The organism is uncultured Tateyamaria sp. (assembly GCF_947503465.1).
Taxonomy (GTDB): domain Bacteria; phylum Pseudomonadota; class Alphaproteobacteria; order Rhodobacterales; family Rhodobacteraceae; genus Tateyamaria.
The window spans coordinates 1,817,008-1,839,006 of sequence record NZ_CANNDN010000001.1 but is presented as its reverse complement, the minus strand read 5'-3'; the positions used below and the strand labels follow the sequence as shown (position 1 = coordinate 1,839,006).

Below are 21,999 nucleotides of genomic sequence, written 5' to 3'. Positions count from 1 at the left end.
CTATGCCCCGCCGCCCAGGTCGCGCCACTCGTCCAGCGCTTTGTTCCACAGCCAGGTCAGGGCGGGCGCGGGGCCTTCGCAATCGGGGGCGCTGTGATGGTGGGTGCGCAGCCACACACCGCGATCCGACACAGCCTCGTCCGCCATCGCGTTGCCTTCAGCGCTGTAGATCTGGTGCCAGTCGAAATCCTGCTCGGGGTCGAAATTGGGCGTGTCGAGCGTGGCGGACGTCCAGCCACCGCCATGGCACATCGCGTGGACATGATCGGCCAGGGTCAGGCCCAATGTCGCGCCCGCCACACTGTCGATCGGAAAATGCACGCCGGCAACGGTGCGGTTGGTGGCGATGCGCGCGGCCTGCCGCATCAGCATGCTGCCCCAATAGGCCTTGTCGTTGTATTGCGGCGCGTCGCTTTCGATCAGCAGCTTCCACAGGATGCGGGCCATCAGGAACGCCTCGGTCGCGTGGCCGCTGGGCAGTGTTCCATGCGTTGGCGTTGGAATCATGGGCTGGACCTGCGGCGAGAATTCAATGGGCCGCTTGACGGCCAGCGCGTATTTGGTGCGCTGGATAACGGGCAACGCGAATGTCAGCGCCGTGTACAGCAATTCGATCGTGTGCGGCGTCCGCTCGGCATTCAGGAAATTCACGGACCCGAAGAAGGCGGTGGGAACGCCGATCTGAGACAGGATTTCGGCCGCACGATCCGGGCGAATGCGCGCATACCCGGATACGAGACTAAGCTGCGTGGACAGTTGCTCGACCGTGGGTGCGGTCATTTCCACCATTTCGCTGTAGGTGACCTTGCGTCGACGGCCATCCCGTTCGGATGTGCGGCGCCACAAGGTCGTCACCGGCAGCGTGCCGTCGGTATCGACGGTCAGGTCCACGCTTGGCGCCAGTTCGGCCTGGAAAATGGCGGCGCGCACGCTTTTGGCCAGGCGGGGCAGGTTTTCCGGGCTGTCCACGACACCAGCCGCCGGCGGTGTGATGTGGTCGATCTGCGTGCCGACAATGCCGTCGCGGTTGGTGATCAGCGCCTCGCCCAGCAAAGGGCCCTCGTTTCCGCCTGCGGCCAGCGCGTTGTTGCTGCCCAGTGCGTTCAAGGCGTTTAACGCGTTGAGTGCATTCAGCGCATTCAAGGCATTCAATGCGTTCTCTGGTCCAATGCTCATTCTTCATACTCCCTTTAATGAATGTCCCGGCACTAATCCGGAATCCCGATGCTGCGCAGTTTTTCGGCGGCCGAACGCCCCAGTTCGTAGCCGGAACTGGGCGAGTTCCTGAGCCAACTGCTGACACGCATGTTCGGATGCAGGCGCAACAGTTCCTTGCCGGTGTCGCGGGCATCTTCCAATTGACCCGCGCCAACCTGTGCAATCGCAAGTGTTCGCAACGTGGACACATGTGTTCTGTTGAGACGCCGGGATTCCTTGGCAAGTGTTACGGCCCGGCCAAAGTCCTTGGCGGCGATGTTTGCCGCCGCTGCTTGGGCCAGAAAGAAAAAGCGATGGGGATGGAACGGTGACAGGTGCAGGGCGCGTTCCGTGTCGCGCTTGCCTTCGGCGCCCATGTCACGAAAGGCAGAGAACATGCCCCGCAAGGCCAGCCCCTGCGCATCATTGGGGTTCAGCGCCAGTGCAGCGTCATAGCGGGCTTGCGCCTCGTCCAGACGATGTTGCAGATGCGCCAGCACCTGCCCTTCGCACACCAGGGCCATGGTGTGATCGGGTTCGATATCCAGCGCGCGGGCGGTAAAATCCAGCGCGGCGCGCGCTTCGTGGCGGGGATCTTCTGCCCATCCCTGCACGGTGCGCAACACATGCCAGCGCGCCAGCCACGCCAGCGGTGTGGGATGCTCGGGGGCTTTTTCGGTCACATATTCAAGGTAGTTCTGCGCCCGGTTGAAATCGCCGGGCGAAAACCGGTGCATCAGGCCAACCGCACCGTGCAGGACACTGAACAGCTTGAGGTCCGTCAAAGGTGTTGACCGGGTGCGCCGGACTTCGTTGATCATGATGGCGCGGCGGATGTGGGTCACAATCCGGTCGATCGTGTCCGTGTCATGCATCCATTCAACCGAATCAAGGGCCATCCGGTCCGACCACAGCACAGTCTGGCGGTCCGTTTCCGCGAATTCGATCAGCAGCAGCACCTTGTTGTCGCGTTCGAACACGCTGCCGGAGATGATGAAATCCGCGTTCAGCATCGACCCCACGTTCTGCAACGAATTGGGGCCGCCAGACAGGTTAAGCGTCGACAGGCGCGAAATGACGTTCATGTCTTCGGACCTGCTGATGGCGGCTGCGATCTCGTCTCCGACAAACGCGCTGATCAGTGTGCCATGGCCGTTGTCGGGCTGTGTTCGGAAAGGCAACACCGCCAGGGTCGGCAGCACGTCGCGCGGGTCAAGCTCGGGCACGATGATGCCTGTCTGCGCAGGCGTATTGTCAGGGTGCAGCGGTGACGCTGGCAGCGGTGCGGATCGTGCCGTTTCCGGTTCAATGACCTCCGGCACGGGGGTCCCGGTCAAAACAAATCCACGCTTGGGCACGGTCTTGAGAATGACGCGATCCGCGTCGCCAATGGCGCGCCGAATGTCGAGGATACATTGCGTCAGGCTGTCATCCGTGACCGAAACGTCAGGCCAGACCTCGGCGATCAACTCTTCTCGTGTTGCGAGTGTGCCAAGGGCCCCCACGAGATACTTCAAAACCAGTGCGGACTGGGACCGCAACAGGATATCTTCGCCACATGACGTGACAATGCGATCCGTGGCCACGTCATAAAGCGCGTCGCCCAATCGAATATGCGCAGCCGCAAAACCGTTCATTTTCAGTGCCGTCGGCGCCTTCCCCCTGGTGTCGCCAGCCGCACCCACACCCACCGTATGGTCCTGTGTGCGCTTGCCTACCGCATGCGCGCACAAAACCCCGCGCATTGGCGCAAGATCGCCCGATACGCGCGTCCGAGGCAACGGCCACGACTGGTTACGCGACCTATAGTAGTGATCAACAGAGGTTCGGCATAGCACAATCATCCCTCGTGCAGCCGTAAGAACAGGGATTTGTCTTTGGTGCTGACGCAGCTTAGTTTTTCCAGCGTGATGGATTGGGTCGTGCGCACCGAGCGGGCAGTGATGACAAGATCGCTGGCACCCTGGCACATATGGCTGGGCAGCACCGCGTCGTCAATCATGATGCCGATCATGTGCGGGCATCCGATCCGCGTCATGACCAGCCATCCGGATGTACCGATCTGTGCCTGGACAAGGCTGTCGTCACCGACGGCACGGGGCAGGGACGCAACCATGTCCGTCAATTCCTCAAGATGAACGAGGCTGGTATCGCACAGCGGCAGAACAGGGGCGAAGTTGGTCGGGTTGGTCCAGTGGCGGCTGATGGAAAACGTGGGCCGGCCTGCCACGGACGTACAGAACATCCAGTGGGTTTTCAGGGGGCGCCCGTCCTTCGAAATCGCCGTGCAGGTATAGGTTGCTCCGACATGCACCTCCCGGAATTCGTTCCAGTCATCAAGTTCGAGCGTGTAGTAGGTTTGACCGGCAAAGAAACCGGCCTCGTATTTGCCTGAGCTGGCCTTGCCCACCGCATCCACTTCAAGCGGTACACCCCGGTAGTATGGAAACACTCGGATCTCTCGGATCGTCTCGTTTCGCGCAGTTATCATGGTCACGTCGTTCCGAGCCTTTCACGTGTCTTGCATGCGGGCCCGCACTTGGGCCGCACGAGATACAGTCTGCAAAAGGTGCACGGCCAAAGGCCTGAAACTTTTCCGAAATATTTCCGAAATGTCGCGTGAGCCAGAAATCACAACTATTTCGGGAATGTTTCAGGACTTCGATCCGCCTGTCCTGCCAGCCTGTCCTTGGCGCTTCTGCCACCCAAAGGAATTTTCCTGGGGGGAACCGCTCGGACACGAGCATCATTTTTGACAGAGCTTAGAGGACATCAAAATGACCCAAGACATCGCACAAATCAAAAAGGCCTATTATGACAGCCTTGCCAAGAAGGCGGACGGCCCGGTTCAAAAGGCACTGAACATCCAAAACTGGTCGCCTGTCGACAGCGCCGGCATGGGCGATCTGTTCTGGTACTGGAACAACGCGGCCATCTTCAACACGGATACGTGGAACCAGTTCAACAACGTGATGCAGTACAATCCGGACGGCTATTTGCAGACAACCGACGGCACTGCGCTGAATACCGCGTTGTTCAACCTGTACCTTGCCATGGCGTACGAACTGACCGCGGCAGATCAGGCGGCCCTGAACAAGGCCAACACCAATGCTGCGGGCATTCTGAACACAGTTGTGGGCGACTACACATCGATGTTTGGCGCCATCCCCGCGGCCAATAGCGGAACCGCCGGGGCCAAGCTGCTTTACGTGACAGAGCAGATCATGTCCTGGGGTGATCAGGGCCTGACGCTAGCCACGTTCCGCACCTCGACCAACCCGACATCGCTGTTGCCCAACGCGCCGCTTGGATCGGCCAAGCTTATCAGCGATTTCATGACCTACCTGTCGCAAACGGATGCCGCCGCATCGGTTCAGAACGCGGTCAACAGCTACAACGGTCAGATCAAGCAAAGCGCCAAGAACCTGAGCCCGACACCGGCACAAGTGAAAAAGGGCTGGATGTCCGCCGCTGACGTGACGGGCGCGACGTCGATCCTGCCGTATCTCGATATTGCAGAGGCGACCAGCACCATCCAGAACGGCCTGAACGGCAGCCAGGGCTTCGACATCGCGATGTCCGTGACCAAGGTGGACCAATCGACGTCCAAAGTGTCGGTCGAAGGTGGCGCGGGCGTGTCCGGCTGGATCGACTGGTTCCACATCGGGGCCGGTGCCAGCGCCAGCTACAACGCGTTCTCGTTCGACAGCAACGTCACGCAGGTGGACATCAGCCTGTCCTTCAAGGGCGTGACCAAGTTCACCCCGCAACTGTCGGCCAGCGCCTATGACATCGGTACAGGCACCGGCTGGTGGAACCCTTCGCTGATCAAGGCGGCGGCCAACCACGATCCGAATGTCAGCGGCGTGGGCTTCACCACACCCCAGAACTACAACTTTGCCGAAAACGGTGACTTTGGGGTGCTGGACGTACTGGCGATCTGTGACCTGCCGACGATCACCATGGTGTTCCACAACGCGGATGAACAGTCGTTCCAGTCCCACTTCTCGCAGGAATCGCACTGGAGCGTCAGCTTCCTTGGCATCCCGCTGGGTGGTGGATCGCAAAGCTACGAAAGCTCGGTCTACAAGTACGACAAGACCGCAGGCACCGTTACGGTGACCATGACACCTCCGCCTGCTGTCATTCCGGGCAACATCATGACATCCCAGGCCTATGTGATCGGTGCCGATTGCGCATGGCCCGGCGCCAAGTAAGGTAACCAGTACCTGGCCCACCCGGCGATCCTGAGGTGATTGCCGGGTGGGTTTTGCTATGCTGGGGTGGCACACGGGACGAAAACGCGAGGTGGGCACATGCAAGACCCCTATGGCGCTTTCAGGCGGGACCTTGTGTCGTCCTTGCGCCTGTCGGCCCAGGCCGCGCGCAAACTGGCACCTGTCAGTGGGCCATCCGGCCAGACCACACAGGTTGATCCGGTGGATTACGTGCCGCTCGACACCTCGGGGGTCGGGGATTTTCCGTGGGAGTGGAACAACCTCGGGACGTTCAACGCCGAGACGTGGAATTTCCTGAACACCATTGCATCGAAAACCAGTCGTGGGGCCATTCGGCTGACCGCCGGGTTCACCACCTGGTACTTCAACATCATCAGCGCCACCGCGTATCTTTGGACGGACAAGGATCAGGCCGATGTGAACAAGCACCTGATTGCCGCCCGCATGGCGCAGGGGCAACTGATCAACACCTACCAGTCGATGTTCGCCCCGATTAGCCCGGCAGACAAGCAAACCGCGGCCACAGCGCTGGGCGCGTCGACCGTCAGCAACCTGACTTACGTGGTTGACTACCAGATCGCCTTCCGCTGGAGCGGGCGCGAAGCCGCCGGTCTGCCGCCACTCACCGCCTCGGAAATTCGGTCAGGCCCGCTGGCGTCCTTGTTTGCGCACGCGCCGACCAATGCACAGCAGACCTTTTTGCCCACGCTCAAGGCGGCGCTGGGCCATGAACAGGACTGGGCACGCCAGATCGACAGGCTGTGGAACCTGTCGCGGTCCATCCGGGACGCGGCGGCCAACACCCAAGCCCCGGATGTCGCAAATCACAGCGGCATGTACACGGTGGACCGCACCGGCAACACCGTCGTGCGGCACAGCTTTGCCGTCTCGCCCCCGGTCGAAGACATCCGCAGTCAATTGTCATCATCGGCAACGATCGAGGTGACCTTTTCCGCCAAGCGCACCGCGAAAGGACAGACGGTTGTGAACATGGCAGGCAAGCCAGCGGCATCCGTCCCGGCCGGGGTGGTGTCGGTGGCCCCGAACAAGGGTGCGGCGCGCGACCTCTTTGCCCATGACGGTTCAGGCGACAGGGCAGAGGTCAAGATCATCTATCATGGCCCCGCTGAGATCACCGTTGCCGCGACCCCGTTTGCCCAGGCGGACCCCGACACGACAACCGGCTGGTATTTTGAACATCCCATTGTGCAGGCCGCGACCAATCAGGCATTGAACGTGCCGCGTGGCTACCATTTCCAGATCCCGGTGGGCGGCGGCCACGGGCTTGGCGCCAATGTCGGCACCGTGCAAAAGCTGCTGGTCTGCCGGGCCGTGACCTTGCAGGTTGTGTACCCCAAGGGCGATCTGGGCCGCCTGTCCAAAAGCGTGCCAACGGGCAGCAAGACAAGCGCCAGCCTGATGGGCGAGGTGCACCTGAAAAGCTCGGCCCACCAGTCTGTCAAAACACAGGTACAAACTGATCAGAAGTCGGGCGCGCCCAGCCTTGTCTTGACTGCGGGGCCGCCGGGCGATGCCGACACGCCGGGCCCGCGTGCGCATGTCATCGGGGCCCGCGTGACCCATCCGTTTCCCAAAATTGCCACCGCCCTGCAAAAGGCACGCCCGCCGCCTCCCACGCCCCATTCCGGCGCGCAATTCGGACTGGAAGGCGGCGCAGTTGCCGCCCCTGCAACAGGCGGCGCGCTTGTCGCCCTGTACGAACGCGCATTTGGCGATATCACGCCCGCCCAACTGGCGGCGGTGCAAGCGCCTGACCCGCTGGCCTTTGTCCTGCACCATGTCCTTGGCCTGGACTGGAGCGGTCGGGGCCGTGCAAACAAGCCCGCGCTCACGTTGGCCGAGATGCGGGGCGCCCGTAACTTGCGCAGCCTGTTCCCCGAGATGCCGCTTGCAGGGGCAGAAGTGCTGACGGAACTGCACGCCTATCTCAGCGCATCCAACCCGCCCTGACCCTGTGCGCGCGGGTCAGCCCGTGGGCCCGAAGGTCTCGAAATGGATATGTGCGTCGGGTACGCCCGCGGCCTCCAACCCTGTGCGCAGATCCGACAGAAAGGGCGCAGGCCCGCAAAGCATGTAATGCGCATCGCTTCCTGCATTCAGGTCCATCAGCGTGTCGGTCGTGATGCGACCTGTGCCGTCAAAATCAGTGCCTCGTATGTCCGTGGGACCGGGCTGGCTGTACAGGATGCGCCGCGTCAGGTTGGGGCGATTGCGCACCAATGTGTTCACCTCTGATGCCAGGGCGTGTTGGGCGCGATTCCGTGCGCCATGTACAAACCAGACCGGCCGGTCAGAGCCGTCTGTGGCCAACGCATGCAGCGCGGCCACCATCGGCGTCAGACCCACGCCAGCGCTGACGAGGACAAGGGGGCAAGTGCTGCGGGGCATGACAAAGTTGCCCGATGGCGAACGGGCACGTACGCTGTCGCCGACCTGGACGGTGTCGTGCAGGTGCCGGGATGCAAGGCCCAGCCCCTCGCGCTTGATGCTGAGGCGGTAGTGATCCGCACCGGGTGCACCAGACAGCGAATAACTGCGGCGTGTCACGTCAGACTGGCCGGGAATGTCCAGCAGGACGGGCAGGTGCTGGCCCGGCTCGAACCGAGGCAGCGGCCTGCCGTCGGGCGCGGCCAGGTGGAATGATGTGATGTCAGCGCTTTCCGCGATCTTGTCCGTCACGATCAGGTCCAGATCGGCACTTTTGTCCGTGTGCCATCGCAGGGACAGGGCAGCGGGCCGTTCCAGCACCGCTTCGACCGCGACATTGATCATGCGCAAGGCATTTGGGTCGTCGCCACGGATGGGCGTCCAGTCGATGGATGCCCGTCCTGTCAGATGCAAGAGGCCACCCGTGTCAAAGTCGACAAAGACAAGTCCGATGCGCGGATTTTCCATCAGGTTGCCGATGGTGTTGAAGAAATTGTTGCCTGCATAATCCGGAATACGCAGATGGGCGGCGTCCACGACCTGTACAAAACCGGGTGCGCCACCCCGGTGTGACGCATCATGGCCATTCGATGCGTTTCTGGTCCCGTCATGGTGTCCGGTGCTGACAAACATCGTATCTGCCGCCCGAATACGCGCGATCTGCGCATCATTCAGCGTTTTCGTGCGTGTTGCCCGCATGGTTGTCCCCGCGGGGACACGCTGCCAGGTGCGTTCGTGGATGTATTGGGGGCAATTGCCAAAGCTCTGGCTGACCTCGATGACAAGGCCTGCGCCGCGTCTGCGGAGATAACCGTTCATGCGATTGCGACGGCGCGTTTCCAGTTCGATGCCCAGCATGCCGATGTCGGTTCCCGCGGCGAAGGCATCCGCCAGGGGATCCTGATCGTCGGGTGCCGCGCTTACTGTCAGGGTGCCGGGGTCCGGGGACTGCACAAATCCGTCGGGGCCGTCCAGCAGGGTCGCCCATGGCCATCCATCGGCATCCGCCCCGGCCAGCACCAGAAAGGGAAGCTGTTCGAAAAAGGCGCGGTGCTGGTCGGGCATGAAAGGCCGAATGAACCCCGATGCCCATGTGGGCACATCAGGCTTTCCCGCGCGCCGCTGCGCCTTAATCTCGCCTGCGTGAAAGGGGGAAGCTGCGTCTGGCATCGGGGTGTCCTTTTGCGTGGGGGCCGGTTCAGGCGGCGTCGGGGACAGGGGACCGAGCCATGCCGACAAAATTCGGCTGACCTTCGATCCGGGTGATCCAGGTCCGGATGCGCGGGTAGGGCGCCAGGCTGACCCCGCCTTCGGGTGCGTGCGCCGTGTAGCTGTAGGCCGCGACGTCGGCGACGGTGAGGCGCTCCCCGACCAGGTATGTGCGATCCTGCAACGCGGTATCCATGACCTTGAACAGGGCGTGTGCCCGGGCCTGTGCCGCTGCATGGTCGAGGCCTGCGCCAAACACCGTGACCAGCCGCGCGGCCGCCGGGCCGGACGCGATCTCGCCCGCGGCGATGGACAGCCAGCGCTGGATGTGCGCCTTCTCAACCGGTGTCTTGCCGGTCCACTTGGCGTCATCGCCATAGGTGCCGACGAGGTAGGCAAGGATGCCATTCGAATCCGACAGAACGGTGCCGTTGTCGTCGATGGCAGGCACCTGGCCCAGCGGGCTGAGCTTGAGGTAGTCCGGGGCCTTGTGCGCGCCGTTCGCCATGTCCAGATCAACTGTTTCATAGGGCACGTCCAGAAACGACATCATGAGTTCGACCCGGTGGCAGTGGCCGGATTTCGGGTTGCGGTAAAGTTTGATGGGGGCAGTCATTGGCGTGGTCCTTTCTTGAGGTCAAAAGCCGAAGTCGCTGAGCGAGGGGTGATCGTCGGGGCGGCGGCCCAGGGGCCAGTGGAACTTGCGGTCTGCCTCGGCAATGGGGTGTTCGTTGATGCTGGCGTGGCGGTGGGCCATCAGACCGTCTGCATCGAATTCCCAGTTTTCGTTGCCATAGGCGCGGTACCAGGTGCCGCTGTCGTCGTGGTATTCATAGGCATAACGGACGGCGATGCGGGCACCGTCAAAGGCCCACATGTCCTTGATCAGGCGGTAGTCGAGTTCCCGGGCCCACTTGCGGGTCAGAAAGGCCGCGATCTCGGCCCGACCCGTGATGAATTCGGCACGGTTGCGCCATCGGCTGTCGGGTGTGTAAGCCAACGCGACCCGCGTCGGATCGCGGCTGTTCCAGCCATCTTCGGCCAGACGCACCTTGGTTGCTGCGGTGTCGGCGGTGAAGGGCGGCAGGGGCGGGCGTTGGTCGGTATCAGTCATGGCTTGGCCTTCTTGCGGTCCGAATTTTCCTTGTAGGGAAGACTTAGATTGCCTTGCAAAACGAATGAATATGCTGAATGTAAAAGTTATTATTTTGAAAATTGGAGGTAATAGGTGCGATGGACAGGTTGCAAAGCCTGCAGGTCTTCGTTGCCGTCGCCGAGGCCGAGAGCTTTGCCGCCGGTGCGCGCGCGGTGGGGCTGAGCGCGCCGTCTGCAACGCGCGGTGTGAATGCGCTGGAGGACCGGCTGGGCGCGCGCCTGTTCACGCGGACCACACGGCGTGTGCGCCTGACCGATGTCGGGCAGACCTATCTTGAAGACGCGCGCCACGTGCTGGCCCAATTGCAGGCCGCGGACGAGGCGGCGGCCGGTGCAGCGATCACCCCGGTGGGACAGTTGCGTATCACCTGTTCCAATGAATTCGGGCGAATCTACGTGGCGCCGGTGTTGACTGAATTCCTTGATACCTATCCGGATGTGCGGGCCGATGTGGTGATGGTCGACCGCATCGTGAACATGGTCGAAGAAGGGTTTGATGTGGCTGTTCGGCTGGGCGCGTTGCCGTCGTCGGGCCTGTCTGCGGTGCGCGTTGGGCAGGTGCGCCGGATCGTGTGCGCCACGCCTGGCTATCTTGCGCGGGCAGGCACGCCGCAGGTCCCGGCGGACCTAAAGGGTCATCGCATCGTTTCGGCCGGTCGGGTCAGTCCGGTCACGGATTGGCGGTTTGGTCGCGACCAGCAACACGCGGTCCGGGTGCGCCCGCGGCTGAGCATGAGCAGCGTGGCCGCCGCGATCGCAGTGGCCAGGCAAGGTTGGGGGCTGGTGCGTGTGCTGTCCTATCAGGTGGGTCCGGACCTGGTGGACGGGACATTGCAGACCGTCCTGGAAGAGTTCGAGCCCGACCCGCTGCCCATCCACCTGGTGCATGTGGAAGGGCGTCGCGCACCCGCGAAGGTGCGCGCCTTTGTCGATTTCGCCAAGGACCGGTTGCGGGCGGTGTCCGTCTTGAACTAGGCCGCCGGATCCGGGGTCAGGACGGCAACGGCAAACCGTTCTTGCCCATCCGTGAACCGGGTCGCCACGGACCAGCCCGCCTGCGCCGCCATGGTCGCAAGACTGTCGGCCGTATATTTGCGCGCAGCACTGATGTGGATGGGTTCGCCTGCTGCAAAGGCGACCACCTGTCCGCCCAGCGACACGGATTGCGCGCGGCGGGAGACAAGGTGCATGTCGATCCGGGCCAGATCGGGGTCCCAACTGGCCCGATAGGCGAATGCATCCAGATCGAAATCCGCCCCCGCCTCGCGGTTCAGACGTTCAAGGATGTTGGTGATGAAGGTTGCCGTGACGCCCTGTGCATCGTCGTAGGCGGCAACCAGATCGCGCGTGTCCTTGACCAGGTCGACGCCAAGGATGAAGGCGCGTGTGTCCGTCCATGCCCGGACCCCGGCCAGCAGCGCCTGCGCCCGTTCGGGCACGAGGTTGCCAATGGTCGAGCCGGGAAAAAATGCGACCTTGGCCGTCTGCTCCAGGCTGGTCGGGAGGTCCACAGGTCGGGTGAAGTCCGCCACCACCGGCAGGATGTCGAGTGTCGGATAGCGCAGGCGCAAATCGTCTGACGTCTCGAACAGAAAGTCGCGCGAGATGTCGATGGGCACATACGCACCGAAATGGGCACCGGCGTCCAGCACCGTGCGTGTCTTGACCGACGCGCCCGAGCCCAGTTCGACCAGGGCACCGCCCTGCGGGACCAAAGCGGCAAGCGCGGCTGCATTGTCGCGCAGGATGCCTGCCTCGGTCCGGGTGGGGTAGTATTCGGGCAGCGTCGTGATCTGTTCAAACAAGGCGCTGCCGCGATGATCATAGAGCCATTTCGGGCTGAGCGACTTTTCCGGTTGCGTCAGTCCCGCCAGCGCATCGGCAATCAGCGCATCGGTGTCCGATGGCGATGTGGCGGGCAGTTGCAGGGTGCCATCCATCACGACACGTCCCGCGCCAGGCGCAGCCCCAGCATCTGCCAGCGTTGGTGCGGGTAGAAGAAGGTTCGGTACGTCGCGCGCATCTGTTCGCGCGGGGTTGCGCAGGATCCGCCCCGCAGCACCCGCTGGTTCACCATGAACTTGCCATTGTATTCGCCCAAGGCCCCCTCGGGGGGGCGAAAGCCGGGATAGGGGGCAAAGTCGGACGCGGTCCATTCCCAAACGTCTCCCCAGATGCCGGGGCCGGGCAGGGGACGCAGCGCGCCGGTGTTCTGTGCGTCCCCCATCAGGTTGCCACGGATCGCCGTGTCCCGAAAGGCAAGCTCGTGTTCCGCCTCGGTCGGCAGGCGGCCCCCGGCCCAGCGGGCAAAGGCGTCCGCCTCGTAATAGCTGACATGCACCACGGGCGCATCGAGCGCGACAGGTTGCGGTCCACGCAGCGTATAGGTCCACCACTGTCCGTCCTGTTGCCACCAATAAAGTGGATGCGCCCAGTCTTCGCGCTGTGCGACGGCATGTCCTTCCATCAGCCAGAGCCGCGTGTCGCCATAGCCGCCGTCATTCATGAATTCGATCCAGTCGCGGTTGGTCACGGGCCGGTCGGCAATGTCGAAAGGGTTGAGATAGGTCTTGTGCCGCGGCCCTTCGCAATCATATGCAAAGCCCGGATCATCATGCCCGATCTCGACCAGCCCACCGTCGTGGCGGCTGTAGGTCAGGGGGACCTGGGCCGTGACAGGCAGCGGTTCGGGGTCCTTGTAGACAGGCAGCAGCGGATTGAAGCTGAGCCCGTGCAGGAGGTCCGTGACCAGCAGTTCCTGGTGCTGCATCTCGTGATGGCACCCCAGTTCGACGAGGCCTGCGATGTCGTCGCTGTCGTCGCGGTTGGCGGTCAGCAGATCGGCAAGGCTGTCTTCGACATGGGCGCGGTAGGCAGACACATCATCCACGCCGGGCCGCGATACGAGCCCGCGTTTGTCCCGCGCGTGCCGCGGCCCGGCTTGCACGTAATACGAGTTGAACAGGACCGCGAACCTGTCATCCGGGGAGGCATAGTCCGGCACACGGGGTTTCAGGATGAATTCCTCGAAAAACCAGGTGGTGTGCGCGAGGTGCCATTTCGCGGGCGAGGCGTCTTCCATGCTTTGCAGCATCATGTCTTCGGCCGACAACGGGGCGGCAAGCGCATTGGTGCGCGCGCGGGTGCGTGAAAACAGGTCCAGGGCCTCGTTTGGCGCGAGGGAGGCGGAAAGGGCAGGCATGGGGGGAAATCTCCTTGGGGCGGGACGAGGACCAAGATGGCATGTGCGCCCCTAACGATGTGGGTTCGGAACAGGGTCAGACCACAGGGGCACACGCGAAAGTGTAGCGCGCCGAAAATTGGTGCGATGCAGCGAATAGTCAGACAAGGTGGATCGCAAACGATCCGTGGTATGGGGGCGTCGATGAACTGGGACCAGATGCGCATTCTGTTGGCGATCCATCGGGCGGGCAGCCTGCGGGGGGCGGCCAGCGATCTGCGCGTGAACCATGCAACAGTGGCGCGTGCGTTACAGGGGGCAGAGCAGAGCCTGGGCACGCGCCTGTTCGACCGGTCTGCGCGGGGGTTGACCCTGACCCAACCCGGCGAGCTGCTGTTGCCCCATGCCGAAGAGATGGAGCGCCGGATGCTGGAGGTGCAGCGCCGGTTGACGGGGCTCGACTCTGTCCCCAGCGGGACGGTGCGTGTCAGCCTGCCGCCGTCCTTCGGGCACCGGTTCTTTGTGGCGGTGCTGGCGGAGTTCACGGCACTCTACCCAGACATTCGCATCGATGTGGTGGCGACGAACCGGATTTCGGACCTGTCGCGGCAGGAGGCGGATGTGTCCGTGCGCGCGGCCAACAGCATTGACGAGGATCTGGTGGGCCGCCGGGTCGTGGATTACGTCAACGCGGCGTTTGCCACGCCGGATTACATTGCCGACCATCCCGATCTGACCGCGTCGCAAGGGGCGGGTGCCCATTGGATCGGGTGGGGTGGAGACGACACCTGGATTGCGCAAACGCCCCTGCCCAAGGCCACGCCGCGCCACACCCTGCCCGAGATTTTCATGCAGGCCGAAGCGGCGGCTGCGGGCCTTGGCATGGCGTGGGTGCCTGCCTTTCTTGCGGACACGCATCCGAAACTTGTGCGCGTGCCCGATGTGCCCGTGGGGCCGGGCCGCGGCATCTGGATTTTGTTGCACGGTGATCTGCGCCACAGCGCGCGGGTGCGAGCCTTTGTCGATTTCATTTGCGACTGGATCGTGGCGCGGCGGCCGATGTTCACGTCCTGAGCGTTACCGCGTCGGGACGGTGCGGGCGCGATCCCCGGACAGGGCTGCGGCGCTGTTTTTCCCGTCTGCCGGGCGCAAGAGCGACGCGCGCTGGCCCTGGGCGTCGGGCACCAGCACGGCGCGGCGGGCCACAAAGCGTCCGGTGTAGGGCCCGAAATAGATGGCGCGGTCCTGTGCGAAACCGCCCAGTTGCAGGCGCTGGTCAAAACTGTGGCCCAAACCGGCCAGGCGGAAGCCGGGTGCGGTGTCCACGGTTTCAAGATATCCTTCAACCGCAAGCTGCCGCAGGGTATTGCCCCCCTCGCGGAACCGCCCGAAGCGCAATGTGGTGACCTGCAACGTGCCATGGGTGAACTGCCCCTTGGCGACCACGAACTGGCCTGCGATCAGGCTTTGTCCATTTGGGGGCGTGATCGGTGTCCGGCCGACACGCCATCCGTCTGCGCTTGATCCTGCAAGAACGCCCGACACGACATCCACATCAGACACCGCCGATTGCAAGAGGCTGTTGCGCACCGTGCCATCCGCCTGCCACAGGCCACTGACGGTCACCCGTTCACCCACACGGCGGGCGGCCGCATCTGACAGGCCCGGAACGGGCGTGCTGTTGACCGAGTATCCGGGCCCCTGCCGCAGAAGAACGCCGGTCAGTGGATCATCGATGTCGATCCGCCGCGCCTCGAACCGGCCCAGCCGCGCGCGGGCCAACAGGGTCAGGGTGCGCCCCGGCACCAGCACACTGTCGCTGACCCGGTTATTGGCTGCAAAGATGCGGGTTGCAGGCGTCACCTCGACCCGCAGGCCGTTGATCAGAACGCTGCCGCTGCCGGTCATCAGACCCACGATGCCGGTCCCGCCTATTCCACCTTCGAACGGGTCATCGCCCAGTTGCGCAGACGGAATGGCCGGGGCACATGCCGTCAAAGCGGTGCCGCCCAAGAGCCCAAGCATGTGCCGTTTGGTCAGCTGTGTCACGTGTCCGGGGCCTCTTCTTCTGTCTTTGCATCGGCAGCGGTGTCTTCGCGATAGAAATAGATGCCCAGCCGGTAGCGTTGTCGAGGACCATCCGTATCCGCATTGTCACGGTGCAGCGCGCTGGACTGTCGGTTCAGATCCTCAAGCAGGGTTTGTGCCTTGGTGCGGGCTGCAGCCTCGATCTGGTCCAACGCCTCGGGTGGGAGTTGGTTGTAAAACACCGCGCGTTCAAAGAAGGGCGGCGTGTCGGCCAGCAGGTTTTCGGTTGCCGCGGCCAGGTGATCCCCCACATTGGCGGCAAAGAACGCCTCCTTGCCTCCAGTGTCGCCGGTGCCCACCACCGCTTCGGGCCGCAGTTCCAGCACACCATCGGATGTTTCGGACACCAGCCCGGCATTCAGCAGTTCATCAAGGACGGTGCGGGGGCGCACATCGCGGCTGACCGACCGGACGAGGGATTCGAAATCCGGCCCCGTGTCCGATTGCCGAGGCAGTGGAATGGGCGCAGTTCCATCCGTGAAGTCCGGCGCGGACGTCCATTGACCGATGACCGTGGCCAGCAAGGTGCTTTTCCGGCGGGTCTGCCGCGAACCGTCGTCTTCCGCACGGAAGGTGCGGATGTCCTTGCGGTGCACGCCCGTCAACATGGCAATGCGGCTGTCAGTCAAAGGTTTGTCATCAAGGCGAAACAAGTCTTCGGCCACTTCGACATAGACCCGTTTCAGCAGGCTGTAGATGACGGGTGCCGTCAGCCCACGGGCGATCATCGTGCGCACCAGAGGGCGCAATAACCCCCTGAGAACACGCAAAAATGCGTCTGATGCGCTGGACTGCTCGCCTCTTGCCATGCTCAGAGGATACTGCGCGTGGAATTTTTTTCCACGCAAATCCTTGATTTTTGCCGGTGCTGCGTCACTTCGTCATCCGTGGGAAATATTCCCACACAACGAAAAGGCCCCGCGCCGTACTTTCAGGAGACACATGATGAAACGCCGTTCCTTTATGAAGATGACCGCCGTCGGCGCGGCCCTTGCCACGCTTGGTGCCTGCGCCGAGATGAACACGCAGCCCGACATCGTCGACACAGCAATCGCCGCCGGGTCGTTCAACACCCTTGTCGCCGCCGTTCAGGCCGCCGATCTGGTCGATACGCTGAAAAGCCCGGGTCCCTTCACCGTCTTCGCCCCCACGGATGACGCCTTTGCCGCGCTGCCTGCGGGCACCGTCGAAAACCTGCTGAAGCCGGAAAACAAGGATCAACTGGTCAGCATCCTGACCTATCACGTGCTGCCCGGACAGACCCTGTCATCGGACCTTGCAGGCCAGCGCCTGAGCGTCGCGACCGTGAACGGTGCTAATGTGCACATTGACGGCCGCAATGGTGTGAAAGTCGAAAAATCCAACGTGATCCAGGCCGACATTCTGGCGTCGAACGGTGTGATCCACGTGATTGATCGGGTCCTTATTCCCTGATCTTCCCCCCAGTTTTTCAGGGTTGATGATCCGCCGTTTCCGCAAGACGGTGAGTCATCAGGCGCGGTGGCTTCGGTTTCTGACCGGGGCCGCCGTTTGCTTTTGCAAAGCGCTGCCTTGCGCGCGATGCTGGCGGGGTGCATCGCAGAAAAAGGCCCAGCCATGACATTCACAACCCGTCCCGAATTGACCGGCACGTTCGGCATGGTCGCCTCGACCCACTGGATTGCATCCGCCGTGGGTATGAAGCTGCTGGAAGCGGGCGGCTCTGCCTTTGATGCCGCGGCTGGGATGGGTTTTACGCTGAATGTGGTCGAGCCGCACCTGAACGGGCCGCTGGGGGACATGCCCGCCCTGATCCGTGTGGCGGGCGAGGCGCCGACCGCCCTGTGCGGGCAGGGTGTTGCGCCCGCAGGGGCCACCGTCAGCCACTACCGTGACCAGGGGCTTGAGATGATCCCCGGTTCCGGCCTGCTGGCCACCGTTGTGCCGGGGGCGTTCGACGCCTGGATGCTGATGTTGCGCGACCATGGGCGTCTGCCATTGCGGGCCGTGTTGGAACCGGCCATTCACTATGCCCGCCATGGGCATCCCCTGTTGCCCCGCGTTGCGGCCACAATTGCAGCCCAGGCCGCCTTTTTTGCGCAGGAATGGCCCAGCTCGGCCGCGGTGTGGACCCCCGGTGGGCGCGCCCCGCAGCCCGGTGCCCTGTTCCGCAATCCGGCGCTGGCCGACTTCTGGTCGCGTCTGCTGCAGACGGCAGAGACCGAAACCGGCCGCGTGGCCCAGATCGAGGCCGCCCGGCGCGCCTTTTCCAGCGGATTCGTGGCCGAGGCCATCGACCGTTTCCTGGCGGACGCCTGTCTGATGGACGGGGCCGGCGCGCGCCGCAAGGGCGTGTTGACCGGTCATGACATGGCAACGTGGCGCGCCAGTTACGAGCCGCCGGTGTCCGTATCGCACCACGGATGGGACGTATTCAAATGCGGCGCCTGGAGCCAGGGGCCCGTTCTTTTGCAATGTCTCCAGATGCTGCGCAATGATCCGATTGCAGAGATGGATCCGGTTGGCCCCGAGTTTGTTCACCTTGCCACCGAAGCGTTGAAACGCGCCTTTGCAGATCGCGATACCTATCTTGGTGATCCGCTGCATGCCGATGTGCCGCTGGACCGCTTGCTGTCCGAGGCGCATGCCGATGCCCACAGGGCGGATATCGGCGAAACCGCGTCGCTGAATGACCGCCCCGGTGTCATTGCAGGGTTCGAAGGGCAGGTGGCTGCCTATCATGCGCGGATCGCGCGGGGTGCCGTGGCGTCGGCCGGGGTCGGAGGGGGCGAACCGACCATGGCGCATCTTGCGAACCGCAAGGGCGATACAGTGCACATCGATGTGGTGGACCGCTGGGGCAACATGGTGTCCGCCACCCCATCCGGCGGCTGGTTGCAGTCCAACCCGGTTGTGCCGGACTTGGGTGTGCCGCTGAACACGCGGGCCCAGATGTTCTGGCTGGACGAGGGCCTGCCCACGACGCTGGCCCCCGGTCGGCGTCCCCGCACCACGCTTTCCCCGTCGCTGGCCGTGCACACGGACGGCGATGCGCTGGCCTTTGGCACGCCGGGCGGTGACCAGCAGGACCAGTGGCAATTGGTTTTCTTCCTGCGCCATGTGCATCATGGCCTGAATCTGCAAGAGGCCATCGACGCACCGCTGTTCCACACGGCGCATCTGCAAGGCAGCTTTTATCCGCGCGACCTGCGGCCCGGTCACCTGATGGTCGAGCCGCATTTCCCCAAATCCACGCGTGATGCATTGCGCGCGCAGGGGCACGGCTTGGAAGTGGCCGAACCCTGGACCGTCGGACGCCTGAGTGCGGCACGACACCAATCGGACGGTGTGATGCGGGCGGCGGCGACGCCGCGTCTGATGCAGGCCTATGCGATTGGTCGGTGACGGCGCGGACCCCGCCCGTCAGGCCACCTGACGCCCCAGGCTGAACACCTCGCGGGCCGCGACAACGCCGTCAGCATGCGAAAACCGCACAAGATCGGCGCGCTGTCCCACTGCGATCTCGCCCCGATCCCCAAGGCCAACGGCCCGCGCCGGCGTGCGAGTGACCGTTGCAAGACCGCGCGCCATATCGCCCCAGAGCGCGCCCAACTGCACCGCAGACATCAGCAACGCCGCAGGCACATAGTCCGAGGACAGGATGTCCAGAAGATCCCGCTCTGCCAGGTCCTGCGCGGCGACATTGCCGGAATGCGACCCGCCGCGCACCAGGTTGGGGGCACCCATGATAATGGCGATACCTTCGGCGCGGCACACCTCGGCTGCCTCGATCGTTGTCGGGAATTCGGCCACCGCAACCCCGTGACCGGACGACACCCGCACCTGGGGGGCGGTCGTGTCGTCATGGCTGGCCAGCACAGCCCCCAACCGACCGGCCTCGGCCACGGCGGCCGCTTCGTGCCGAGCGCCCAAACGGTCCTGCAAGCCCTGCAACTTGACCACGTGATCCGCGAATTCCTGTTCGGTCAGGTTGTTCTTGCCCATCACGTAGGCCTTCATCTTCGTAATGTCCCGAAACTGTCTTTGCCCTGGCGTGTGATCCATCAGGCTGACGATGCCCACGCGGTCTTCCGGTGTGAATTCGGCCAGCTCTTCGATAAGCGTTTCCGAACAGATTTCGGCCCGCAGGTGCAGGAAATGGCTGATCTTCAGCACACCCTGCGCCCGCATCGCCAACAGTTCCGATGACAGGGCGCGCGCGTATTTCACGTACCGCCCCTTGCCCGATGGGATCGATCCAACCCGCATCGCGTCGAACACGGTCGTGATCCCCGTGCCCGCCAATTCGCGGTCATGCGCCAGGATCGCCGGCCCATGGGGCCACGGCACCTTTGGTCGGGGCGAGATGTGCCGTTCAAGGTTGTCGGTGTGCAGTTCGATCAGGCCCGGCGCGACATAGTCACCCCCACAATCAAGCGCACCAGGCGGAACCGTGCGGCCGTGCCCGATGTCGGCGATATGCCCGTCCCTCAGGACAATGTGACCTATGCGCACCTCATCCGGCAGGACAAGCTGGGCGTTGGCGAGGATCGTGTCTTGTGTCATGTGCTTGTCATCTCGGACTGGAAAGGGGTGGACGATGTTCACGCGCTACGCTGTCTACTACACGCCCGAAACGGGCACGCCCTTGGCCCGGTTCGGCGCGGCCTGGCTGGGCTGGGACAGCGCCAGCGGTTCTGTCTGCGCGCACCCTGAGGTGCCGGACCTGCCGATCGGCGAAATCACGCAGACGCCCCGCAAATACGGCTTTCACGGCACCATCAAGCCGCCCTTCCGCCTGGCACAGGGACAGGACGTGGACGCGTTGCACGATGCGCTGGCGAATCTGTGTGCCCGGTCCGCGCCCGTGGTGCTGGACGGCTTGCACCTGGCCCGGCTGGGCCGCTTTCTTGCGCTTGTTCCCGCGGGCGACCCAAGCGCGCTGGGCACTCTCGCCGCGCGCGCGGTTCAGGAGCTGGACGGGTTCCGTGCGCCCCCCTCCGATGCAGAGTTGACCAAGCGCCGTGCCGCGCGTTTGTCGCCTGCGCAGGACGCACATCTGCTGCGCTGGGGCTATCCTTATGTCCTCGACCAGTTCCGGTTCCACCTGACGCTGTCGGGCAAGCTGGACCCCGGCACCGCTGCACAGGCAGAGACGGCGCTGACCCCGATGCTGGCGCGGCTTGATCTGGCGCCGTACCGGATCACCGGTTTGACCTTGTTGGGCGAGGATCACGCGGGCATGTTCCATCAGATCCATCGCTATGCCCTGACCGGGTAAAGCGCAGCCAGCGCCGCGTGCACCGTGTCTGCCAATGCGCCGGAATTGTCGATCCGCGTGACGGCAAGCCCTTGGGGCAGGTCCGTGTCGGCGCGTGCAAGGCGGCGTGCGATATCGGCCCGGGTTTCGCGACCCCGCGCGGTCAGCCGACCGGCCAATATGTCAGCGTCCGCGGTCAGGGAAATCACGGCCATACCCGGGAAACGGGCCTGCGCCAGCGACAGCACCTTGCGCGACAGGTTGGCCAGCATGTCCTGACCCGCATCCAACGAGGTGTGGACAGCCTTGGGAACACCGTAGGACAGCCCATGCGCGGACCATGACAGCGCAAACGCGCCGTTTCGGTGCAGGGTTTCGAATTCGGACGGGGTGACGGCGTCAAACACCTCGCCGCCCGAGGTCGCAGGGCGGGTGATCACCCGCCGGACAAGGGCAAGGCGCGGCTCGGCTGCGGCCATCGCCTCCATCACCGTGTCCTTGCCGACACCGGACGGCCCCACCACCGCGATCAATCGCCCGGTCATGCGGCATGCCTTGGCGTGAAGGCGCTGACGTCAACCTCGCGGTCGCAGACCTGTGCCCGGGCCTCGGCGTCATGGAAGATGCCGACAATCGCCGCGCCCCGGGCCTTGGCCTGCTCGATCAGGGACAGCACAACCGCGCGGTTGGTGGCATCCAGGCTGGCAGTGGGTTCGTCCAGCAGCAGGGCGGGATAATCATGGGCAAATCCGCGCGCGATGTTCACGCGCTGTTGCTCGCCACCGGAAAACGTCGTGGGGCTCAGCGTCCACAACCGCTCGGGAATGTTCAGTTCGGCCAGCAGCGTACGGGCCCGCGCCTCGGCCCGGGGGGCGTCGACCCCGATGGCGCGCAGCGGCTCTGCCACGACATCCAGCGTCGGCACACGCGGCACCACGCGCAGGAATTGGCTGACATATCCCAGCGTGTCGCGGCGCAGGCCGAGGATGTCGCGCGGTGCCGCCGACGCGACATCGACATCGCCCACCAGGATCCGACCGGCCTGCGCCGTGTAATTGCCGTAGATCATCCGCATCAGGGTCGACTTGCCGGCCCCCGATGCGCCCACAAGGGCCACGCATTCACCCGGTGCCACGCGCAGGTGCGCGCCCCGCATCACGGGGATCACGGCACTGCCCTGATTGTGCAGGACAAAGGATTTTGCAACTTCACTGACTTCAATCATGTTCAGATCTTCTTCTGAC

General features: G+C 63.7%; 20 protein-coding genes. 7 read left to right on the top strand and 13 right to left on the bottom strand.

Annotated elements, in window-relative coordinates; all coding sequences use genetic code 11:
• From Q0844_RS09270 to Q0844_RS09260, 3 genes are all read right to left on the bottom strand, one after another.
• Window positions 1-1,176 (bottom strand): phosphatase PAP2 family protein, encoded by a 1,176-nt coding sequence (locus tag Q0844_RS09270; RefSeq protein WP_299044156.1) that lies wholly within the window; start codon window positions 1,174-1,176, stop codon window positions 1-3.
• 32 nt (window positions 1,177-1,208) lie between these two features.
• Window positions 1,209-2,834 carry a winged helix-turn-helix domain-containing protein gene (locus tag Q0844_RS09265; RefSeq protein WP_299044154.1) on the bottom strand — a complete coding sequence of 542 codons (1,626 nt, stop codon included), beginning with the start codon at window positions 2,832-2,834 and terminating at the stop codon, window positions 1,209-1,211.
• A gap of 203 nt (window positions 2,835-3,037) precedes the next feature.
• On the bottom strand, window positions 3,038-3,688 hold the full coding sequence (locus tag Q0844_RS09260; RefSeq protein ID WP_299044153.1) for a hypothetical protein: 651 nt from the start codon (window positions 3,686-3,688) through the stop codon (window positions 3,038-3,040).
• A gap of 286 nt (window positions 3,689-3,974) precedes the next feature.
• On the opposite strand from Q0844_RS09260, the gene Q0844_RS09255 reads away from it, so the two are divergent.
• The gene (locus Q0844_RS09255) at window positions 3,975-5,414 is read left to right on the top strand and encodes a hypothetical protein (RefSeq protein ID WP_299044151.1); all 1,440 of its coding nucleotides are present in this window, start codon (window positions 3,975-3,977) and stop codon (window positions 5,412-5,414) included.
• A gap of 99 nt (window positions 5,415-5,513) precedes the next feature.
• Entirely contained in the window at window positions 5,514-7,406 is a 1,893-nt protein-coding gene (locus Q0844_RS09250) for a hypothetical protein (RefSeq protein WP_299044149.1), read from the top strand.
• 15 nt (window positions 7,407-7,421) lie between these two features.
• Here Q0844_RS09250 and Q0844_RS09245 read toward each other — a convergent pair whose 3' ends face one another.
• Genes Q0844_RS09245 through Q0844_RS09235 form a run of 3 tightly spaced genes read right to left on the bottom strand, consistent with a single transcriptional unit; the run spans window position 7,422 to window position 10,206 of the window.
• Window positions 7,422-9,053, bottom strand: a complete 1,632-nt coding sequence (locus Q0844_RS09245; RefSeq protein ID WP_299044147.1) for a pyridoxamine 5'-phosphate oxidase family protein — start codon at window positions 9,051-9,053, stop codon at window positions 7,422-7,424.
• A gap of 28 nt (window positions 9,054-9,081) precedes the next feature.
• Window positions 9,082-9,708, bottom strand: coding sequence for a glutathione S-transferase family protein (locus Q0844_RS09240; protein ID WP_299044146.1), 627 nt, complete (start codon window positions 9,706-9,708; stop codon window positions 9,082-9,084).
• A 21-nt stretch (window positions 9,709-9,729) separates the two neighbouring features.
• Complete coding sequence (locus tag Q0844_RS09235) at window positions 9,730-10,206, bottom strand: nuclear transport factor 2 family protein (protein WP_299044144.1); 477 nt, start codon at window positions 10,204-10,206, stop codon at window positions 9,730-9,732.
• Window positions 10,207-10,325: 119 nt separating this feature from the next.
• Here Q0844_RS09235 and Q0844_RS09230 point away from each other — a divergent pair, with 119 nt between their 5' ends.
• Window positions 10,326-11,222, top strand: coding sequence for a LysR substrate-binding domain-containing protein (locus tag Q0844_RS09230; protein ID WP_299044143.1), 897 nt, complete (start codon window positions 10,326-10,328; stop codon window positions 11,220-11,222).
• On the opposite strand, the gene egtD is transcribed toward Q0844_RS09230, so the two are convergent.
• Together egtD and egtB are read right to left on the bottom strand one after the other, a co-directional pair.
• Window positions 11,219-12,187 carry an L-histidine N(alpha)-methyltransferase gene (gene egtD / locus Q0844_RS09225; protein WP_299044142.1) on the bottom strand — a complete coding sequence of 323 codons (969 nt, stop codon included), beginning with the start codon at window positions 12,185-12,187 and terminating at the stop codon, window positions 11,219-11,221. The two genes, Q0844_RS09230 and egtD, sit on opposite strands and share 4 nt — an antisense overlap.
• Entirely contained in the window at window positions 12,187-13,449 is a 1,263-nt protein-coding gene (egtB, locus tag Q0844_RS09220; protein WP_299044140.1) for an ergothioneine biosynthesis protein EgtB, read from the bottom strand. The genes egtD and egtB overlap by 1 nt, the downstream gene beginning before the upstream one ends.
• A 183-nt stretch (window positions 13,450-13,632) precedes the next feature.
• Here egtB and Q0844_RS09215 point away from each other — a divergent pair, with 183 nt between their 5' ends.
• Complete coding sequence (locus Q0844_RS09215) at window positions 13,633-14,502, top strand: LysR family transcriptional regulator (protein WP_299044138.1); 870 nt, start codon at window positions 13,633-13,635, stop codon at window positions 14,500-14,502.
• Window positions 14,503-14,505: 3 nt separating this feature from the next.
• Here Q0844_RS09215 and Q0844_RS09210 read toward each other — a convergent pair whose 3' ends face one another.
• Both Q0844_RS09210 and Q0844_RS09205 read right to left on the bottom strand, forming a co-directional pair.
• Window positions 14,506-15,477, bottom strand: coding sequence for a hypothetical protein (locus Q0844_RS09210; RefSeq protein ID WP_299044137.1), 972 nt, complete (start codon window positions 15,475-15,477; stop codon window positions 14,506-14,508).
• A complete protein-coding gene (locus tag Q0844_RS09205) occupies window positions 15,474-16,325 on the bottom strand; it encodes a DUF6502 family protein (protein ID WP_299044135.1) in 852 nt (283 codons plus the stop codon). Before Q0844_RS09205 ends, Q0844_RS09210 begins: the two co-directional genes overlap by 4 nt.
• A 136-nt stretch (window positions 16,326-16,461) precedes the next feature.
• On the opposite strand from Q0844_RS09205, the gene Q0844_RS09200 reads away from it, so the two are divergent.
• Window positions 16,462-16,950, top strand: coding sequence for a fasciclin domain-containing protein (locus tag Q0844_RS09200; protein ID WP_299044134.1), 489 nt, complete (start codon window positions 16,462-16,464; stop codon window positions 16,948-16,950).
• 162 nt (window positions 16,951-17,112) lie between these two features.
• Complete coding sequence (locus tag Q0844_RS09195) at window positions 17,113-18,900, top strand: gamma-glutamyltransferase family protein (protein WP_299044132.1); 1,788 nt, start codon at window positions 17,113-17,115, stop codon at window positions 18,898-18,900.
• A gap of 18 nt (window positions 18,901-18,918) precedes the next feature.
• Here the strand turns inward: Q0844_RS09195 and Q0844_RS09190 are convergent, their stop codons facing one another.
• Complete coding sequence (locus tag Q0844_RS09190; protein WP_299044130.1) at window positions 18,919-20,061, bottom strand: alpha-D-ribose 1-methylphosphonate 5-triphosphate diphosphatase; 1,143 nt, start codon at window positions 20,059-20,061, stop codon at window positions 18,919-18,921.
• Window positions 20,062-20,095: 34 nt separating this feature from the next.
• On the opposite strand from Q0844_RS09190, the gene Q0844_RS09185 reads away from it, so the two are divergent.
• Window positions 20,096-20,776, top strand: a complete 681-nt coding sequence (locus Q0844_RS09185; protein WP_299044128.1) for a DUF1045 domain-containing protein — start codon at window positions 20,096-20,098, stop codon at window positions 20,774-20,776.
• On the opposite strand, the gene phnN is transcribed toward Q0844_RS09185, so the two are convergent.
• Window positions 20,758-21,300, bottom strand: coding sequence for a phosphonate metabolism protein/1,5-bisphosphokinase (PRPP-forming) PhnN (gene phnN / locus Q0844_RS09180; protein ID WP_299044126.1), 543 nt, complete (start codon window positions 21,298-21,300; stop codon window positions 20,758-20,760). The two genes, Q0844_RS09185 and phnN, sit on opposite strands and share 19 nt — an antisense overlap.
• Window positions 21,297-21,980, bottom strand: coding sequence for a phosphonate C-P lyase system protein PhnL (gene phnL / locus Q0844_RS09175; protein ID WP_299044124.1), 684 nt, complete (start codon window positions 21,978-21,980; stop codon window positions 21,297-21,299). Before phnL ends, phnN begins: the two co-directional genes overlap by 4 nt.
• Window positions 21,981-21,999 lie beyond the last annotated feature (19 nt).

Excerpts from the sequence above, each read along its gene's own strand:
- Q0844_RS09240 (WP_299044146.1), bottom strand. The coding sequence starts at position 9,708 with ATGACTGCCCCCATCAAACTTTACCGCAACCCGAAATCCGGCCACTGC.
- Q0844_RS09230 (WP_299044143.1), top strand. The coding sequence starts at position 10,326 with ATGGACAGGTTGCAAAGCCTGCAGGTCTTCGTTGCCGTCGCCGAGGCC.
- Q0844_RS09190 (WP_299044130.1), bottom strand. The coding sequence starts at position 20,061 with ATGACACAAGACACGATCCTCGCCAACGCCCAGCTTGTCCTGCCGGAT.
- Q0844_RS09205 (WP_299044135.1), bottom strand. The coding sequence starts at position 16,325 with ATGGCAAGAGGCGAGCAGTCCAGCGCATCAGACGCATTTTTGCGTGTT.
- Q0844_RS09270 (WP_299044156.1), bottom strand. The coding sequence starts at position 1,176 with ATGAGCATTGGACCAGAGAACGCATTGAATGCCTTGAATGCGCTGAAT.
- Q0844_RS09195 (WP_299044132.1), top strand. The coding sequence starts at position 17,113 with ATGACATTCACAACCCGTCCCGAATTGACCGGCACGTTCGGCATGGTC.
- phnN (WP_299044126.1), bottom strand. The coding sequence starts at position 21,300 with ATGACCGGGCGATTGATCGCGGTGGTGGGGCCGTCCGGTGTCGGCAAG.
- phnL (WP_299044124.1), bottom strand. The coding sequence starts at position 21,980 with ATGATTGAAGTCAGTGAAGTTGCAAAATCCTTTGTCCTGCACAATCAG.
- Q0844_RS09260 (WP_299044153.1), bottom strand. The coding sequence starts at position 3,688 with ATGATAACTGCGCGAAACGAGACGATCCGAGAGATCCGAGTGTTTCCA.
- Q0844_RS09250 (WP_299044149.1), top strand. The coding sequence starts at position 5,514 with ATGCAAGACCCCTATGGCGCTTTCAGGCGGGACCTTGTGTCGTCCTTG.
- Q0844_RS09215 (WP_299044138.1), top strand. The coding sequence starts at position 13,633 with ATGAACTGGGACCAGATGCGCATTCTGTTGGCGATCCATCGGGCGGGC.
- Q0844_RS09265 (WP_299044154.1), bottom strand. The coding sequence starts at position 2,834 with ATGAACGGTTTTGCGGCTGCGCATATTCGATTGGGCGACGCGCTTTAT.
- egtD (WP_299044142.1), bottom strand. The coding sequence starts at position 12,187 with ATGGATGGCACCCTGCAACTGCCCGCCACATCGCCATCGGACACCGAT.
- Q0844_RS09185 (WP_299044128.1), top strand. The coding sequence starts at position 20,096 with ATGTTCACGCGCTACGCTGTCTACTACACGCCCGAAACGGGCACGCCC.
- Q0844_RS09200 (WP_299044134.1), top strand. The coding sequence starts at position 16,462 with ATGAAACGCCGTTCCTTTATGAAGATGACCGCCGTCGGCGCGGCCCTT.
- Q0844_RS09255 (WP_299044151.1), top strand. The coding sequence starts at position 3,975 with ATGACCCAAGACATCGCACAAATCAAAAAGGCCTATTATGACAGCCTT.
- Q0844_RS09235 (WP_299044144.1), bottom strand. The coding sequence starts at position 10,206 with ATGACTGATACCGACCAACGCCCGCCCCTGCCGCCCTTCACCGCCGAC.
- egtB (WP_299044140.1), bottom strand. The coding sequence starts at position 13,449 with ATGCCTGCCCTTTCCGCCTCCCTCGCGCCAAACGAGGCCCTGGACCTG.
- Q0844_RS09245 (WP_299044147.1), bottom strand. The coding sequence starts at position 9,053 with ATGCCAGACGCAGCTTCCCCCTTTCACGCAGGCGAGATTAAGGCGCAG.